Genomic DNA, 16656 nt, shown 5'->3' with positions numbered 1-16656 from the left:
CTTGATCATGCTCCACCCTGATCACACTTAACTCTCTATTTTCTCAATGAAACATACGACATTCGGATAATCGGATTGCGTACGTTCGGCTTACTTTTATCATGCCTAAAGGATTTTACTTATGGGTAGACAATCAAATGAAAAAAAACGCAACCGAGCCAACAATGCCGGCGGCGTTCCCGTCGATGCGTATAACGTCGCCCTTGCCATCGCCAATGTGTTGCATGAACTCAGACCCAAGACGTCGGGCGTGCTGACTGAACCCACGACGCCCCTCAACCTTTATCACATTTACTTCCTGTATTTATGGATCGCAGGCCATCTGTCTGGCATCGAAAGAGAACAGGATATTCCCGATCTGGTGTTGGTCTCAGGGCGAGTCGATTGTGCACTTCATCACCTTCGCCGAGTGCGTGAAGGTGGCGTTTCATGGGTCGAATATGCCATACCTTGCGCCCTAGCAAAGGAAACCGTGTATTTATGGCAACCCATGCCAGACGCGCTCAATGCCGTCTTTAGCTATTGGCTCACTCATCATGACACGGAGCTTCGCCTCACTAAAATGCAAAAGAAACAGCTCTTTTGGCGATTAAAAAAGAGAAAGCTACGCACGCCGGAGGCGCTGAGAAGCCAACTTGTGCTGCGAAAAGACCTCTTGTATTCCTACATCGAGCGAATGGCACATTGCGATCCTTATCTCTCACTTCCAGCTCAAAAACTCATCACAGCCAAGAAAGTCCACCATCACAGTGCACTGAGTTACCAAATGCTGAACTGCGATCAAATTCGCTATGAGATTTTTTGTGCGCACAACCGCTATTTGCAGAGACTCATTCCCCAAATAAACCAGCGTCATATTAAACCCTTTTGTGATGTCAGGCTTCCCACCACTGGCGCACTTATTCCCGTCTTTACAACGCTTAACGAGCGTCCCCCTTACCTGAAAAAAGCAGGCGCGATCGTGGCGTTCACTCTCGAACTGACCGAGGGCGCTCGAACCTATATTCCAATACCGCCCATTTCCATTGGCTCTACGCGCGCGATCCCGATTCCCAAGCTGAGTCTCTTCTTTGGTCACCTTCGCCAACAACTGGCAACGGTGCCAGAAAGAAACGCCTCCCAAGACGCGCTTCGTGAGTATTACAACGCGCGCACCTACGAGCTGGCGTTGTTATTTGTCCTTCTTACCGGCGCTCGTCCTACTCACCACATCTCGATAGAGCGGGAAGCCTGCTTTGATTTACAACGCGCCCTTATCAAAGACAAGGGACGCTACCGCCTTATCGATATTCCGAACTACTTACGACAAGCGATTGAGTCTTACCTTAAACTTCAAGCGCGCGTGCTCCAAACGTTAGCGCCCAATGACGCTTCTGCCATGGGGCCCCTATGGTACTTGATTGATGAGAACAACGTCGCCGTCCCCCTCACCGCAAAAACCTTGAGGTTGTTTATGCATGCACAGTGGCAGCATTGCTTTCAACAAAGGCTGGGGGCCCCCGAAGAAAAAGTCGTCCCTTACCAGCTTCGTCACAGCTTTGCCCAACACGCCTTAATGGCCACTCACCCACGCTTAACCACCCAACAAATTGATGTACTGATGGGCCACAGCGAACTGGGTGAACACCTCGGCAGCGCTTATGCTTTTCAAGCTTGCAACCAAACATTGATTGCGCATTTGAACCACTGGCCATCGCGGCTGCAGCTCTCTGCCCTTACGCCCTACCCTTCAAAAAAGGACCGTGCCTTATGAACCGTCAAAGCCACACCGCAAAACACATCCATCACTTCTATCAACAGCAGTCGATAGCGTGCGCTGAAGTTGACGCCTTCGAGGCCTTCTTAACGCTGCTTTTTCAAGAGAGGGGCCAAGAAAGTGAGCATGAACGCCAATTGACCGAGTCACAAATGGCCTCGATAAACCGAGCCATTTCAGGTATCCCAACAGGCCGGCAAAGAGCCTTAAAACGGGCGCGTGATGAGACGCTTTATTACCTAAACCAGGTGTGTGGCTGGGTCTTACCACCGGTAAAGGTGCAACAATTTAACGATCATGAACACTTGTGGTTGGTCTCGCTGTATCAACAAAGTGCAAGGGCTCATGCTATCTCTATGCACTACCAACAAGAGAGCCAGCACCGTATCAAGCAAAGAGGAACCCCAAACTTGGCGTGGACCGTGTTGACCTTGATGAGAGAAGTGGCGCCTCTGCCGCTCAACGCTTGGTGTGAAAGACTCAATGATCCCACCCCGCTGGAGCGCATTGGCGATCAACTCACCCTAACCATCACGCACCCTGTTAACCTGTCGTATTTTGATGATACCGAACCCGTCAGTTTTACGCGCTACGCCGTATCACCGCTTGCTGCCCGCGCCTTCTATGACTGGCAGTGCCGGCAAGAGCCGGGCAACCCAAGAGTGACACTTAACCGATTGCTCAACTCACTCGATGATTTTTATCCCTCTGCGCAGCGCAAAGCGCTTACCCCTCATCAATGGCAACAATCTGTCCAAACCTTATGGCTCCATCGCTTCGCCATCCCCCCTGAAATATTAAAAGATTTCTCTGATCCCATGCGCCATGTAAGTGCGTTACCACAAGAGGCGGCCTCATCGCGCGTAGCCAAAGCGCAAGATATTTATCAGCCGCCATCGTTTGCAAAGATAAAACCCAAAGATGCGAACCAAGAGACTCCGTTTCATCGCTGGCCTCACGCCATGCTCATCAAGTCGCTCAATACGCCCCAACAAGCTGCGCCCACTCAGCCCGAGTGGCAAGCCGACAACCTGTTGCCCCGCTTATTGTTTGATTATGTGCAAGAGCTGAAGCAATTTGGCGGCGTGAAAAAAAACACCCTCAGCCCCGCCACCTTGCTGCGCTACACCAGTTTTAAAAATGAACTGTCGACGACCCCACTCCCTCTCTCGATCGCCAATGACAGGGAAGCCCTGCAACAATGGGCCAAAGATCGATACCGCCTCATCCAAGACGAGACAATGGAAAAATGGACTCTGTATCAATTCTTCCGTTTTCTTACTCAGCAACCCATCACTGAGCACTTAGATCTCTCGACCTTCATCAAACCGACCCAAAGCCTAAAAATTGATGCCCTTTCTCTTAGCGCTGAAGAGGTGCACCACCTGGTCACTCAGTTATTAACGCACAGCCTGTCCCCGATGCAGGCGTTATTTGCGAGTGTCAGCGCGTTATTGAGTTATTACGGCGCCCTTCGACGCGGGGAACTCTTACGCCTGCGCCTTCAAGATATTCGATGCACCCACGAAAAAGGTCAGTTATTTGCGATCTACATTACCAATACCGAGGAAGGCAAAACAAAAAGCGGAGACGCGCGCACGGTTCAGGTTGTGATGCCCGAAATCGGCGCCAAATTAATACGGTTGTTACTGGCGTTCAAAGCCAACCGCCCTCCTAGCGAGCCATTCATTGGCTTTGAAGACGAGTCCATCCATTTACGAGCGCGCCACTACCTTTTGCCTATCACGAAAGTGCTCAAACAATTACACGGTAAAAAAGCGCGCTTTCATCACCTTCGCCACAGCGGCGCCAAGCTGCTCTATCAACAAGCACTTTGCCTTGCTAACGGTGCGGCGCCAAAGGCTTGGCATAAAACGCATCAACCCGTCACCGCGTCTCTCTTCTCAACATCCGTTGTAGAGCAACGATTTCAATACTGGTTGCAAGGGCGTTCATTTTCAGAGTTAAACAATATGCTGCTGTTTGATGAAATCGGTCGAATGCTGGGCCATCAACACTATGCGACAACCCGACTGCATTACCTGCATGGCATGGAATGGGTCGCGCCTGCCTTTCTCCCTCAACAGCGAGAATACACACATGCCGAGCTGAGATACCTCTGGGGAATGAAACCAGGTTCCAATGACATCACTCGTCTTCTGATGAGGCTTAGCCTTCAATACGCCCAGCTTTCATCCTCTGAAAAGCAGCGCCACCTGCCGAGCTTTACTCATGCACAGCTGACGGAGGCTCTGAGCCAACGTTTGGGCAGCAAGCGCAAACCAAATGGTGATAAAGAACAGCTTCAAGAGGCGGAGTCAAACGACAACGAGTGGATTGGACTTTGGACAAAAGGCGTCTCAAGTGGAACCCAAACCCGCCCTTATCGTTTTCAGTGGGAAACTCGAGAACAAATCAAACGCTTAAAAGAAACGCCTTTGGCTTTTTCCATGGTGAGTGACGCATGGCGCGCCTTTGGGCAATACCAAGGCATTGAATGGAATAAAGCCGCACGAACCGCCCTACGTCCCCTTGGCGAACTACACCTCGAAGAAAAACCGCCGCAAAGCGATGACGAGGGAATGAACAACGGCAAGCAATTGTACTTTCTTAGCCCATGCAACCAAAAGGTGGAAAAAGCGCTTCACACCCTCAAGCAATCACCGCTCAAATACCATTGTCATATCACGCTGCATCAAAACCGAAAACGTCTCGACAGTAATAAATGGGACTTTATACAGGCGGCTTTACTCACAGCCAAAGACACCGCGAATAAAATCATCATCCCCACCGGTCGCACTCAACTCAAGATAGCGTTGGGGTTAGAGGTCACCGATCCACTTCTTCTAGAGCAATTTCAAACATGGTGGAACACCATGATACTTAACGCCTCACAGCCAAAAGGACACACATTATGAACACACTGAACTTTCAACCAGAAGTACACGCACGCATTACCGAGCTAGTTAGCGGCATCAAAAAAGGCAGCGAGCACCCCTTTGTCACCTTCATTGTCACTGATAAATCGCTTCACCTCATTGGCGGCGCGACGGAGAAGCTCATCATGACCACGTTGGACAGAGCGTCGGATTGCACATTGGACAACGCCGCTTTCTCGTTTAGCGCCACCGCTTTTGCCAACCTATGGCTGTGCCAAACCAATCATATCGACCAAAAAGAAACGATTTCATTGCAGCTCCGTCATGACAACCAACAAGACGGCATCGTGCTGGAAGGGCGAACCGAACTGAACTCCTTTCGCTACGCCCTCGCTCAGCCCGCTTGTGAACATCATCTAGCCTTCTTTGATAGCGTCATGACGCACCCCAAGCAAATGATTGAGACCAAGCAAGCGCTGGCGATATGTCAACTGGCCAATACCTGCACCCCTTTCTCAGTGTTTGAGGTCAACAAAGACAGCAACCGCGTTCAAATCGAGCGAGACAACGACATCATTCCTTTCGCGCTTCCTAAGGGTATGAACATCGACATCGATATGGCCCTGACTCCAGAGGCCAAGCACTCACTGGAATCGATCGCGCAAACAACACAAAGCGAGACCTTGTCTGTCTATATCGATGATGAGCAAGCGATGTTTAGCGATGGAGAGCAGGTGTATTGCCACTCCCTGGCGCCATTGCGCGCCTACCGAGAAAGACAGCAGCAACACTTTGAGTTAGAAGCCAAAGTGGTGATTGATGTTCATGAATTTAAAGCCGAAAGGGACAATTTTCAAAAAATCGAAGAGATTAAAAAAACCAACCAAGCCTTACTTTACCTCACCCCTGAGAGTATGTATTTCGCGAGCTTAGCACCCAAAGTTGGCGCCTTAATGGCACTCACGACCAAGAGTATCATTACTTCACAAGAACAACTGTATAGCGTCAACCTCAACGCCTTATCAAATGTACGTATCAAAGACATCACATCGGCTGATCAAGTCAAGATGACGGTGCTGCGCAGCGCGCAAGGTGAACTCAAATTGGGGTTTCACAATGACGAAGATGGGAAGCACCCTTATTACAGTGTGCCTTTGGAGCGTGCTTTGCCACTCTTGCCTGAGCTAAAACGGATCATCGATATCTCACAGCTCTCAAGTGATAAGCCTGAACAAAACGATCTGTTTGGATTTGATGACGTGTAATGCCATTAATGAGAGTCAGTAAGTGCTCAGACGTCGCGTAGGGAAGGCTTGATAACAAGACCGATGCCGATAAGTAGTGATTCTACAATCAACATGTCTAAGATCAGATCCATTTCCTTAAAAGTCACAACTACGTTAATCACGTATAGCTTCGCCATCTGTACGTTACTTGCGTATATTTTGCGAATGAAAAGTATATTTTTCGAATCAACCATATTTGAAAAGTATCGTAATGAATATCTAAGTGATGATGAGTTTAGGCTTTTTCAAGCTGAGTTAATGTCTAATCCAAAACAGGGGGACGTGATTCAGGGTACAGGTGGTTTGCGAAAGATTCGAGTTGCAAGTAAGGGCAAGCGTGGCGGGTCTCGTATTATCTATTACTTCCTCGATGAAAAGCGTCGGTTCTACTTACTGACAATTTATGGCAAGAATGAAATGTCCGATTTAACCGCAGACCAAAAGAAACAACTAAAGGCTTTTTTATGGAGGCGTGGCGTAATGAGCAATCGTGATCTATTTACAGAGTTAAGTTCAGCTCTTATTGAGGCTCAAGAGTATTCCAAGGGCAAACTAACTCTTAAAACTCATCATGTTAAAGATATCCGCGAACTAGATATTTCACCTGATGAAATCGTGAGTATTCGTGAACAGTTTAATATGTCGCGTGGTGTGTTTGCGCGTTTGCTGCATACATCATCTCGTACACTAGAAAACTGGGAACAAGGGCGTAGCGCACCAAATGGACAAGCGGTAACTCTTCTAAAATTGGTTCAGCGTCATCCGGAAACTCTGTCTCACATCACGAGCTCTAAGCGCTTAAGAATTTAAAATACTTTTTGTGACTGCTCACCGCCTATCGGGCGATGCTTCTTTCGTTAGCCATTGCTCGATAGTATCGAGACTTACGCAGCTTCACTAAGTGCTTACCTTTTTCTTTGCAGCTTGTACTCCAATTTAACGACAAAGCTGTGCCACGAGGCATCCGCTATGTGTTTCGCCAGTTTGCGGTTTTTCATCATATTGGATTTCAACGTCTCAACAATCACAGCGTGGTTTTTGTCAACGAAAGTTAGACTCACGGTCAAGCCAGCAAGGCTGCTTTCTTGATTGTGCAGTCTTGTGAGACAGTTGTGCCACCTCGCCTATTCATGAGTATCTATTTACTCACAATTTGAAAAAAACAGCATTATTGCGTATTATTTTACACATAAAACACAAGTGAGGTGCAGCCAATGGAAGAATTAACAGTACAAGCTTTTATCAAAGGTGAATGGCTCGATGTTGCTCTCATCTCATTCCCTAAGAGTGCTCAGCATAACTTCCAAATTTCTGAACTCAATTATCTCAGTGATTATGCTCTCTATCATCATGATAAAGACGATTTGCATGCAGTTTCGATCAATCACCCTGTTTCTTTTTTCTTTGATGATATGGGAAAACCTGGTTGGTTAAGATTCCTAGACGACATAATGCCAAGTGGTGCTAGTAGAAGGTACTGGGTCAAGCACTTAGATATTGAGGATCTAAGCTTCGATGAACAAGACTTTGTTTTACTTAAGTTTGGGACGATGTCGCCTATCGGCAATTTACGGGTGAAAGAGTCTCTTCCTGAGCGTTACGAAATATCAGACAACCTCTATTTCTCTGTTGAGGATGTTAAGAACCGAGCGGGTGATTTCCTCGACTATGCACAGCAAAGAGGCGCAGCGGCAGGTGGAGCGACGGGCGCGGGAGGAGAGGCCCCTAAATTACTCCTACGTAGCGAGATAACCCCTCACACTGGCGACGAAAAAATATGGATAGATCCCTATCAAGATGACCCTAGCAATCACGATTTACACTACCTGGTAAAATACCCCAGAGGTTCGAGAAGCACCGTCGACTGTAATATTCTAAGAGCTGAGTTCTATTACTATCATGCACTTACTGAAATGGGTTTTGATACGATTCCAATACAAGGCATGCGCTTAGAAGAAGGTCTTAATTACCCTTCGTTATGGCTACCTAGATTTGATATTCAAATCAATAAGGAACAGGTGGAAAAATTCGGTATGGAATCCGTATACTCCATGCTAAATAAAGGTGCAGGAGTCACTCTCAACCACGAAGCCACTATCAGAAGCCTCATAGAAAAGATGACCCAAAGCCACATGGTTCAACATCAAGGGTATGCTTTCGACCCCCAGGAGTTCGTCGTTGAGTGGGTAAAGCGAGATTTACTCAATATCTTGTTTGGGAATAGTGACAACCACGGAAGAAATACTTCCTTCCTGAGAGGAGACGGTTTTATTAAGCTGGCTCCTATATACGACTTTGCACCAATGAAAGCCGATCCCGAGGGCATTCCAAGAAGCACAAAATGGCAAGCACCACTCGAAGTCGGCGGAACCTATGATTTTATAGGAATAGCTGAATCCCTGTCAGATCTAGTACCAACAGCCGTCCTTCTTGAAGAACTAAGAGATACAGCCGCTAAATGCCTTGACCTTAAAAAGAGACTGGAAGAACAAGGTGTACCAAAACAAATCTTGGAGATGCCAGCAATTGGGTTTAATCATATATCTGAAAAATTGACAAAATGGGGGCTAGCATGAGTAAGAGTAGCCGATCAAATAAAGAGACTGTATATGAGACCGTAGCTCGCCTAAGAGCAAGCCGAGAACAGCCAAAGTCAATAGCTTCCCATCAACCAACACACTCGGGAAAGAGTAAATTACAACCAAATACTCAAGTAAAACAGAAGGTATCTAAGAACTCAAAAGCGATCAGGGCATCTGATCGTAAAACGGCTATGGACGATATTATCAAACAACTCTTGCTTGGTGGGCTCACACAAGGCCAAGCCCTTAGAACACTGCGAGTGAACATACTAGGCCTAAAACAGGATGTTTTTGCAAAACTCGTCGATGTCTCAAGAAAAACACTCTCAGATATTGAGAATGATAGAGGTAGCTACAACACCGAGGTTCTAAACAAAGTATTCAAACCTTTTGGTATGAAAACGGGGGTAATTCCCTCATCGCCGAGTTTGCTCATTTCTCTATTAAACAGTAACGAGACAGAGTGATACAAACTACAGTGAACTCTGATGCAATTCCACAAAGGCGGAGAACAAGCTGACAGGTTTGGGTTTAATGACACATCAGCGGCGCACCAATGAACCGTCATCTTTGATGAAAAAACCATCAAAAGCACTGGACATCGATCCAGTAAACGACTAGAGTCAATATTGAACGTTTTATAGGCTATCGGAAGAAATGGGCGTGAAGACACGTTTTGAGATTCGGAAGGTACCGTGAAATACGTTGGCAGATGATGACCTTGCGTCACACCGCCACACACAATATGCAGTTGGGATAGGAAGGCGGCAACCTCCCTATCCCGTACCGGCTGCGACACCTTTAACGCAACCCAGCCGATGGCTCGATTCTAGCGAATTCCATTGGTGAGGGACAGATCTATTTAAGATCTGATATCCATGGAGGCCGCTATGGCTCATCTTCGCATCCGTCCTAATGGGCGTATTCAGTTCGATCTTCATTTGTACGGCCAACGCTTTCGCGAAGGCACCCAGCAAATGGCCACGCCCAAAAATATCAAGCTTGCTCAAGCCACACTCAAACAAATGAACGCCGAGATTGACCTTGGCACGTTTCAATACCGTGATTACTTTCCACACAGTAAAAAAGTGGCCTTGTTTGAACGCTTACAGCGCGAGAAGTACCCCGACCACCTGTATCCTTTTTTCAATGACTTTGCGAATCAGTGGTATGAGCGTCAAAAAGGCAATTGGAAAGCGAGTTATAAAGGCGTGGTAAAAAACACCCTTGAGCACTACCTCATTCCGCACTTTGGCAATACCTTAGTCTCTGAAGTGTCGCTCTCTCAAGTGGAATTTTTTCGTCAGACGCTGCAAGAAGCTCGTAAGGCTAATGGCGAGCGACAACTCACCAACAAGCGCATCAATAATATTTTATGGCCGCTGATTGCCATTCTGAGCCTCGCCGCCGAAGAGCATCACTTTGATTACCCATTTCGACGCTACAAATCCCTGAAAGAGGAAAAAGCAGATTCGAAACCGCTGACCATGGATGAAGTCCGTACTTTCTTAGAATGCTGTGATACGCAATGGCATGATTATTTTTTACTGCGATTTTGGACGGGCATGCGAAGTTGTGAAGTGCATGGCCTGTATTGGGAGCACATTGATTTTGACCATCGCTTGATTCGCGTGAGACAAAATTATGTGAATGGAGAGATTTGTGATGTGAAGACGCCGAAGTCACGTCGTGATTTGCAGATGTGCGACACCTTGTTCGCAGCGCTAAAACGTCAGTGGGAAATGAGAGATGAGTGCAGTCCATTTGTGTTTCCCTCTAAAACAGGACAAGGGTTAGATACGCATTACATCAGCAAGCATGTTTGGCACCCAACGTTGAAAAAAGCAGGCCTGAAACCACGTCGCGCTTACGAAACGCGCCATACGGCTGCGGTACTGCACATTGCCGCGCATGAGAATCCGCTCTATATCTCACACAAACTCGGACACAGCGACACCAAGCTACTGTTTGAGGTCTACGCCCCTTATGTCGCCAATGCTTCCAGACAAGACGGGAACGCGTTTAACGACATGATGTTAGGAGGTGCGGCATGATGATACTGACCTTTAACCGCGCTCAATACTTCCATCAAAACCTAATGGATAATGATCAACTGTACGCCTTTGCATTAGGCTCTGAACTGCCTTCGGTTTATACACTCATCGGCAACAAACAAGAAATGGCGTTAAGTTCATTGAACGAACAAGGCCGTTTAGAAGCGATAGCCAAGCAATGTTATGAGCGTTTTATGGAAGATCCAACGTTGCAATTGGTACTCAATAAGTACGCCGACAGTATGATGACCTCGGGCATGGTTATGTTTCACGATGTTCGATTACACGCTCAGTCCCCTGGGCTGACTTTAGCGAAGTACTACTGCGCACTTAAACAAACGGATGGGCATTTGGATAGATCGATGGTGTGGGAAAAACACCTTCAATGGTGCCAAGCGTTATCTTTTGCTTTGTATGAACATTGCCAAGATCCACGCAGTGATATTTGTTATGGCGAGAAGACCGTCATTATCGATAAGCCGCATAACAGGCAGTGTTACAGCTACACGACCATCAAGAAAGCGGTGTCGTTTCAGCTCAACCGATATCAGTACAGGCAAGTGCCTTGGCAGTGGCAAGACTAGCGCTCCTGATAACACGGGAATACCGATAACATGGGTGTCACGTATTTTTCATTCAAGTTTAAACTCAGAAAGTGCGTCTTTCACGCTTAGTCATAATGTCACCTGTTTTAGTCTCGAGATGATCATACATCACCTCTTAATCAGGTGGCCAAATTAACTATGCCACTACAAACAGTAGCCATGTGATTCATACCCGCTTGTTATATGCCTTTCATGTACCTATACTTAATGCGCACCTTAAATACGCATAGGTAATTATCATGAGAAACGCATATAGCACGCAAGCGCCTAAAAAAGCTGCAAACTTAAGCTTAAATAGCGAATTACTCGCTGAAGCTAAGCGCCTGAATATAAACCTCTCAGCAACAATGGAAAAAGCGCTTGAAAAAGAAGTTAGCCAACGCCGTAAAACTGAGTGGTTGGAGCAGAATGCAGATGCTATCAGTGCTTGCAACGAACTAGCCGAAAACCACAGTCTGTTTTCCGATTCTTACAGAATATTCTAATGTCACAGTTTTCACTCTACCAAAATAACGATAAAAACACTGCTACCGCTTATCCATACTTTGTTGATGTTCAAAGTGAAATGCTTGATACGCTAAATACCCGACTGGTGATCCCATTAACACCAGTTGAAATGTTGGAAAAGAAAGCCCCTACTCACCTATGCCCAGTAATCCATATTGATGAAGGTGACTTCGTGATCCTCACTCACCAAATGGCAAGTGTGCCGACTAAGATCTTGCGTGATCCAGTCAATGAATTGAGTACATTTAGAAACGAAATCATTGCTGCTATTGACTTTCTGATTACTGGCATATAACGCTCGATATACGCCAATAGCTCCGGTGAGCTCACCTTCGCTTTCACCACCAAGTCCACATGAAAGGGGCTTTGTGAAGATAGATAGCAGAGGTATCAAGGAACATTTTCATACAACAGCAAGCTCCTTCAATAGAAGACCGAACCACTGAGGAGGCACATGAAGAGAGCATGCCCAGCCATTCTTGTTGAGATCGATGCTGAGACATTTACGAGTACCTTTAACGAGCAAAGTTAAAGGTTACGACGTTTATTGAAAGGATTGAATAAGTCGATTTAAAGATGCTTACAACACATGGCTGTTGTCGTGTATCCGTGATGAACCTTAAATAAAGCTTCGCTTAAACTTCTCATGGTTTTCGATATTCGACCTCAAATCTTCTTTATCCCAAATTTGAAGTTCCCACGGAAAGTAAAAGTTACTTCTATTTTTAAAATAGATGTGAAGTCCTTTATAGCCTTCCTTATCGCGCAAATACCAGTTTTTCAAACCAAGTTCATCTTGCCAGTTATCCAGCTCTTCCATCACTTCTGCGATCTCGGACTTGGTTAATATAATCCTTGCCCCAAAAATATCATTGAGCCAATTGTTCACCGGATACTGATTGTCGCGCTCACTATAACGCGCAATTTTATCGTCGATACTTTCTCTTGTTTTTACTCGATAAAAGTATTTCAACTCAATATGGGAGGTCATGAGATAGTCATTGATACTTTCATGAAGCACTAAGCGGTATTTATAGATATGAGAGGCAGGGACGTTCGAGATTGTCCTAGATAGCTTCACTTGCTCAAACATCCCCTGCTCAAAGCAAGACTCTGAAAACTCTTTGTGAATTCTATTGATCTCTTCAATGAGTTTTTTAACTTGCTCCTTCATCCCACCTCCATGATTTTAACGGACTGATGAATAATCTGACATGATTAAATACAGATGGAAGTATAGCAAGTTTGGGAATGGAAGCTAAAGCAAAAGCCACAAAAGCGCCTCTCGGCATAAGCCAATCGCTTTCCATGATAGTACGCCGTATCTTGAAGGGAAACTTGAGTTGAACATGCTTGAGTCACCTGACCACCAGTGACCGAAATCTAAATTGATAAAGTAAGCCTAGGTACCGATTTAGAGACCGTCAAATACTTGGGTGTCCTGTATTTTTCACATCACATTAGTCTGTAGGGAATTTTTGCTTCTGATGTAGAGCGCGCATAATACGGATAATTGAACCTTCAACCCAATATAAAACAATCATCGAAACTTCAGAAATAATGAGTAGTCTGCCTCGAGCGCCTTCACGTTGCGCTCCCATTAAAGGTTGCTCAAGCAAGTTTTCGACTTTGGCTTCAATAATATTTTCGGTTCTTTCAGCTACCTTTGGATTAAAGTCGTAGAGGAATTCAAAGATCTTCACTCGATCATTAAGGGACTCTTCTTCCCATAAAATCATTGTTGACCTCGGCTACGAACCCTCGCTTTACGGGCTTCCATTCGAGATTTGGCGGAATCATTGTCAATAAACACCGCTTTACCAGAGTCATACTTTTCAAAAGCAAGTTTTACTTGTTCTGTTAACCAAGCATCATGAGATAATGCCTTTCTTTGATGCTCTGCCATTTGTTCTGTCAGTTCACGGCAAGCATCACTAAGAGTGCGACCTTGGCTCTCAGCCAATTGCTGAGCTAGGCGTTTTGTTTCGTCATCAACACGAAATTGGACTCTAGCATCCATGAGTAGTTCCTTGAAAAGCACTGCACATACAAACGTTAGCACCAGCGCGCTAGATGGGCAACTAACGAGCCTTTAAGATTTCACGATGCTTTACTGTACACGTTCAATGAGAGCCAACTACAGAATTTATCGCCTGCATCCAAGGTTTTTCCGAAACTGATTTTCCTTTAAATCACAACACCTCGAATACATTGCTCAGCTTAATTATTGGTTAATTGAACTCGAATTTAGGGGATGTTTTGAATAGGGAGCGGCTTTAGGGCAAGCAATCACAAATTGTAACGCAGTTATCGAGCGTTTTAACCAGCTAGGATGCGCAATTATTTACAACGCTTGGTATTATGTATCAATAATCAACACCATCGGCACGCTAATAAACATACGCTCGATTATTTGAGTTTAATCCCATCAGTGTCAATATGGGCTTTGCTGCGCTTTCATTGAGTTTTGCAGTCGTTGCTTCAAACGGTTTGAGTTCATATAAACGGCCTAGTGATAAGGTCAAAGACAAGTATAGTATGAACCTTAAGCTATCTAATCATTCGAGCAATGTCACTCTTTCGATATTCATCAAGGCCGTTCTTTTCGTCTTTTATTTAAGGTCGTGCCCTTCTGTTCTCCCCTGCATATTTTTCTCACCCAATTCCTGTCTTTAAAGCTCTTCGCTACTCGTTTACCCGTATCTCACATCACGCATCCGTTCTTAAGCTCTTCTCATCTCGCTTACTCGTATCTCACATCTATAAAAAAGCCCGCACTTTGAAGTGCGGGCTTTCAAAATCGTTAAAGCTCAGTGAACCGCTGAGCCAAACAACTATTTAACTACTGACTACTTAACGATCACATCACCTGACATTTCAGCCGGAATTGCAATACCAGACAGAGAAAGCATCGTTGGTGCTAGGTCAGACAGCTTACCGCCCTCTTTGAACTCAACGTCTTTGCTGCCCACGTAGATAAGTGGCACTGGTAGGTTAGTGTGCGCCGTGTGGATGCCGCCCGTTTCTGGGTTAACCATCATTTCTGCGTTACCATGGTCTGCTGTGATAAGCAGTTGGCCATCGGCTTCTTTGATTGCTTCAACCACTTTGCCAAGACATTCGTCTAGCGACTCTACCGCTTTAACCGCTGCATCGTAAACGCCAGTGTGGCCAACCATGTCACAGTTAGGGAAGTTACAAACGATAGCGTCGTATTTGCCGCCTTTGATTGCTGCAACAAGCTTTTCAGTTAGCTCTGGTGCGCTCATTTCTGGCTGTAGGTCGTAAGTCGCCACTTTTGGAGAAGCAACAAGCTGACGCTCTTCGCCTTCAAACTCGTCTTCTTTACCGCCGTTGAAGAAGAACGTCACGTGTGCGTATTTCTCTGTTTCAGAGATACGTAGTTGCGTTTTGCCTTCTTTCGATAACCATTCACCGTAGGTGTTCTCTAGAGAAGCCGGTGGAAATGCACATAGCAGTGGGATGTCTGCTGCGTATTGAGTCAGCATCACGAAATCGATCGCTGGGAATACGTTACGAGCAAAGCCGTCGAAATCAGGCACGAATGCGCGTGTAATTTCACGAGCACGGTCAGCACGGTAGTTCATGAAGATAACCGCATCACCATCAACGATAGCGGCAGACTCTTCGCCTTCCGCTTTAATTTCAGTCGCTTTAACGAACTCATCGTTTTCGTCACGAGCGTAAGCTGCTTCTAGACCAGCCACAGCAGTGTCGAATGTGAACTCAGCTTTTGCTTGAGTCAGTAGGTCGTAAGATTCTTGAACGCGATCCCAGTTGTTATCACGGTCCATTGCGTAGTAACGACCAATAAGCGAAGCCACACGGCCTTTACCTAGCTTAGCGAACAACGCTTGGAAGCGTGCCAGTGTGTTTTCTGCGCTACGTGGCGGTGTATCACGGCCGTCTAGGAAAGCGTGTAGGTAGATTTTCTCTGCGCCACGTTCTGCTGCCATTTCAACAGCTGCGTAGATGTGATCTTCATGAGAGTGAACGCCACCTGGAGACATAAGGCCCATGATGTGAACCGCTTTCTCAGCTTTCACCGCTTTATCGATAGCGTTCACTAGCGTTTCAGTTTGGCCGAACTCACCATCTGAAATTGACTTAGTAATACGAGTAAGATCTTGGTATACCACGCGACCCGCACCAATGTTGGTGTGACCCACTTCAGAGTTACCCATTTGGCCATCAGGTAGGCCTACATCTAAGCCAGAAGCCGAGATTAGCGTGTTAGGTTGGTTAGCAATAAGACCGTCTAAAACTGGAGTCTTAGCGTTCGCGATAGCGTTGTCTTGGTTGTCTTCACGGTAACCGTAACCGTCAAGGATCACTAGAGCCATTGGCTTCTTAGCTGACATAGGACTGACCTCGTTCAATTCAAAATAAATCGGTATAAAAACAAATTAGCGTAATTTTACTACAGTTTACAGTCAAAACTGTAGTGGAAGATCAAGAAAGGGCGCAGGTAGGGAGGCCGGACATGAAAAAAAGCATCACTTTAGGAGAAGCTAGTATCCAGAATACATTGAAGTTAGATCAGATTAAATGGCGGCCAAAAGAGCACTCAGTTGAGTATAGATGAACATCAATACTTAAGTAACCATACTTAGAAATGTTCACTTAACAAACGGGCTGGCAATGACAATTAGATGCATACCGATTAAAAAGGCACACATTTGTATTTAAGCGTGACACCAACGTCCCTCGTCAGTAGAATTACTAGCCAAAAAGTAATAGTATTCACATTTAGATTGCCTGTAGGAGCCAAACCTAAGGGCGGTAGCGTGTACGCTCTGAATAGCGTTTGCTGCTTTTATCGCTAATATAGTAGGCTAACTCCGGACATCGAAATGAAAGAAAAATTCTTTAAGGGACGAATACACCATCGTGCTGTATGTACCCATGTCTTAATCCCCTTTTCAGTATTAATGTCCCCTTGTGTTTTTGCTTCTCCATGGATTGA

The 16656-nt window shown here is 45.9% G+C and carries 15 protein-coding genes and 1 pseudogene; 11 read left to right on the top strand and 5 right to left on the bottom strand.

All coding sequences use genetic code 11. The features are described 5' to 3' along the window. Positions 1 to 121 precede the first annotated feature (121 nt). From AB6E85_RS07145 to AB6E85_RS07135, 3 genes are read left to right on the top strand one after another with little or no spacing between them, the layout of a single operon-like run. A complete protein-coding gene (locus AB6E85_RS07145) occupies positions 122 to 1753 on the top strand; it encodes a site-specific integrase (RefSeq protein WP_372083172.1) in 1632 nt (543 codons plus the stop codon). Beyond that, complete coding sequence (locus AB6E85_RS07140) at positions 1750 to 4674, top strand: hypothetical protein (protein ID WP_372142034.1); 2925 nt, start codon at positions 1750 to 1752, stop codon at positions 4672 to 4674. Before AB6E85_RS07145 ends, AB6E85_RS07140 begins: the two co-directional genes overlap by 4 nt. Next, positions 4671 to 5900, top strand: a complete 1230-nt coding sequence (locus AB6E85_RS07135) for a hypothetical protein (protein ID WP_372142032.1) — start codon at positions 4671 to 4673, stop codon at positions 5898 to 5900. The genes AB6E85_RS07140 and AB6E85_RS07135 overlap by 4 nt, the downstream gene beginning before the upstream one ends. Positions 5901 to 5926: 26 nt before the next feature. Here AB6E85_RS07135 and AB6E85_RS07130 read toward each other — a convergent pair whose 3' ends face one another. Beyond that, on the bottom strand, positions 5927 to 6058 hold the full coding sequence (locus AB6E85_RS07130) for a hypothetical protein (RefSeq protein WP_372142031.1): 132 nt from the start codon (positions 6056 to 6058) through the stop codon (positions 5927 to 5929). A gap of 28 nt (positions 6059 to 6086) precedes the next feature. On the opposite strand from AB6E85_RS07130, the pseudogene AB6E85_RS07125 reads away from it, so the two are divergent. The 8 genes and pseudogenes from AB6E85_RS07125 (at position 6087) to AB6E85_RS07090 (ending at position 11964) form a co-directional block, all read left to right on the top strand. After that, positions 6087 to 6415, top strand: a pseudogene (locus AB6E85_RS07125) (type II toxin-antitoxin system RelE/ParE family toxin). Next, positions 6402 to 6731 (top strand): helix-turn-helix domain-containing protein, encoded by a 330-nt coding sequence (locus AB6E85_RS07120; protein WP_372083169.1) that lies wholly within the window; start codon positions 6402 to 6404, stop codon positions 6729 to 6731. The pseudogene AB6E85_RS07125 and the gene AB6E85_RS07120 overlap by 14 nt, the downstream one beginning before the upstream one ends. A 404-nt stretch (positions 6732 to 7135) precedes the next feature. After that, positions 7136 to 8497 carry a type II toxin-antitoxin system HipA family toxin gene (locus tag AB6E85_RS07115; protein WP_167853017.1) on the top strand — a complete coding sequence of 454 codons (1362 nt, stop codon included), beginning with the start codon at positions 7136 to 7138 and terminating at the stop codon, positions 8495 to 8497. Beyond that, positions 8482 to 8970, top strand: coding sequence for a helix-turn-helix transcriptional regulator (locus tag AB6E85_RS07110; RefSeq protein WP_372142029.1), 489 nt, complete (start codon positions 8482 to 8484; stop codon positions 8968 to 8970). The genes AB6E85_RS07115 and AB6E85_RS07110 overlap by 16 nt, the downstream gene beginning before the upstream one ends. Before the next feature lie 423 nt (positions 8971 to 9393). Then, complete coding sequence (locus AB6E85_RS07105) at positions 9394 to 10557, top strand: tyrosine-type recombinase/integrase (RefSeq protein WP_372142028.1); 1164 nt, start codon at positions 9394 to 9396, stop codon at positions 10555 to 10557. Next, the gene (locus tag AB6E85_RS07100) at positions 10554 to 11141 is read left to right on the top strand and encodes a hypothetical protein (protein ID WP_372142026.1); all 588 of its coding nucleotides are present in this window, start codon (positions 10554 to 10556) and stop codon (positions 11139 to 11141) included. Before AB6E85_RS07105 ends, AB6E85_RS07100 begins: the two co-directional genes overlap by 4 nt. Before the next feature lie 260 nt (positions 11142 to 11401). Then, on the top strand, positions 11402 to 11647 hold the full coding sequence (locus AB6E85_RS07095; RefSeq protein WP_102481912.1) for a type II toxin-antitoxin system CcdA family antitoxin: 246 nt from the start codon (positions 11402 to 11404) through the stop codon (positions 11645 to 11647). After that, entirely contained in the window at positions 11647 to 11964 is a 318-nt protein-coding gene (locus tag AB6E85_RS07090; protein WP_102481913.1) for a CcdB family protein, read from the top strand. The genes AB6E85_RS07095 and AB6E85_RS07090 overlap by 1 nt, the downstream gene beginning before the upstream one ends. Before the next feature lie 324 nt (positions 11965 to 12288). Here the strand turns inward: AB6E85_RS07090 and AB6E85_RS07085 are convergent, their stop codons facing one another. From AB6E85_RS07085 to gpmM, 4 genes are all read right to left on the bottom strand, one after another. Then, entirely contained in the window at positions 12289 to 12843 is a 555-nt protein-coding gene (locus tag AB6E85_RS07085) for a GTP pyrophosphokinase (RefSeq protein ID WP_372083164.1), read from the bottom strand. 286 nt (positions 12844 to 13129) lie between these two features. After that, the gene (locus AB6E85_RS07080; protein WP_372142023.1) at positions 13130 to 13408 is read right to left on the bottom strand and encodes a type II toxin-antitoxin system RelE/ParE family toxin; all 279 of its coding nucleotides are present in this window, start codon (positions 13406 to 13408) and stop codon (positions 13130 to 13132) included. After that, positions 13405 to 13689 (bottom strand): type II toxin-antitoxin system RelB/DinJ family antitoxin, encoded by a 285-nt coding sequence (locus AB6E85_RS07075; protein WP_372142021.1) that lies wholly within the window; start codon positions 13687 to 13689, stop codon positions 13405 to 13407. Before AB6E85_RS07075 ends, AB6E85_RS07080 begins: the two co-directional genes overlap by 4 nt. Positions 13690 to 14518: 829 nt before the next feature. Further along, the gene (gene gpmM / locus AB6E85_RS07070) at positions 14519 to 16051 is read right to left on the bottom strand and encodes a 2,3-bisphosphoglycerate-independent phosphoglycerate mutase (protein WP_061019347.1); all 1533 of its coding nucleotides are present in this window, start codon (positions 16049 to 16051) and stop codon (positions 14519 to 14521) included. Between the last annotated feature and the right edge of the window lie 605 nt (positions 16052 to 16656).

It is taken from the genome of Vibrio sp. 10N.247.311.51 (assembly GCF_041467855.1).
Classification (GTDB): domain Bacteria; phylum Pseudomonadota; class Gammaproteobacteria; order Enterobacterales; family Vibrionaceae; genus Vibrio; species Vibrio coralliirubri.
This window is presented reverse-complemented; position numbering and strand designations above follow the sequence as displayed.

Bases quoted from the DNA above. Each gene is read 5' to 3' on its own strand.
- AB6E85_RS07145 (WP_372083172.1), top strand. From the start codon at position 122: ATGGGTAGACAATCAAATGAAAAAAAACGCAACCGAGCCAACAATGCC.
- AB6E85_RS07140 (WP_372142034.1), top strand. From the start codon at position 1,750: ATGAACCGTCAAAGCCACACCGCAAAACACATCCATCACTTCTATCAA.
- AB6E85_RS07135 (WP_372142032.1), top strand. From the start codon at position 4,671: ATGAACACACTGAACTTTCAACCAGAAGTACACGCACGCATTACCGAG.
- AB6E85_RS07130 (WP_372142031.1), bottom strand. From the start codon at position 6,058: ATGGCGAAGCTATACGTGATTAACGTAGTTGTGACTTTTAAGGAAATG.
- AB6E85_RS07120 (WP_372083169.1), top strand. From the start codon at position 6,402: ATGAGCAATCGTGATCTATTTACAGAGTTAAGTTCAGCTCTTATTGAG.
- AB6E85_RS07115 (WP_167853017.1), top strand. From the start codon at position 7,136: ATGGAAGAATTAACAGTACAAGCTTTTATCAAAGGTGAATGGCTCGAT.
- AB6E85_RS07110 (WP_372142029.1), top strand. From the start codon at position 8,482: ATGGGGGCTAGCATGAGTAAGAGTAGCCGATCAAATAAAGAGACTGTA.
- AB6E85_RS07105 (WP_372142028.1), top strand. From the start codon at position 9,394: ATGGCTCATCTTCGCATCCGTCCTAATGGGCGTATTCAGTTCGATCTT.
- AB6E85_RS07100 (WP_372142026.1), top strand. From the start codon at position 10,554: ATGATGATACTGACCTTTAACCGCGCTCAATACTTCCATCAAAACCTA.
- AB6E85_RS07095 (WP_102481912.1), top strand. From the start codon at position 11,402: ATGAGAAACGCATATAGCACGCAAGCGCCTAAAAAAGCTGCAAACTTA.
- AB6E85_RS07090 (WP_102481913.1), top strand. From the start codon at position 11,647: ATGTCACAGTTTTCACTCTACCAAAATAACGATAAAAACACTGCTACC.
- AB6E85_RS07085 (WP_372083164.1), bottom strand. From the start codon at position 12,843: ATGAAGGAGCAAGTTAAAAAACTCATTGAAGAGATCAATAGAATTCAC.
- AB6E85_RS07080 (WP_372142023.1), bottom strand. From the start codon at position 13,408: ATGATTTTATGGGAAGAAGAGTCCCTTAATGATCGAGTGAAGATCTTT.
- AB6E85_RS07075 (WP_372142021.1), bottom strand. From the start codon at position 13,689: ATGGATGCTAGAGTCCAATTTCGTGTTGATGACGAAACAAAACGCCTA.
- gpmM (WP_061019347.1), bottom strand. From the start codon at position 16,051: ATGTCAGCTAAGAAGCCAATGGCTCTAGTGATCCTTGACGGTTACGGT.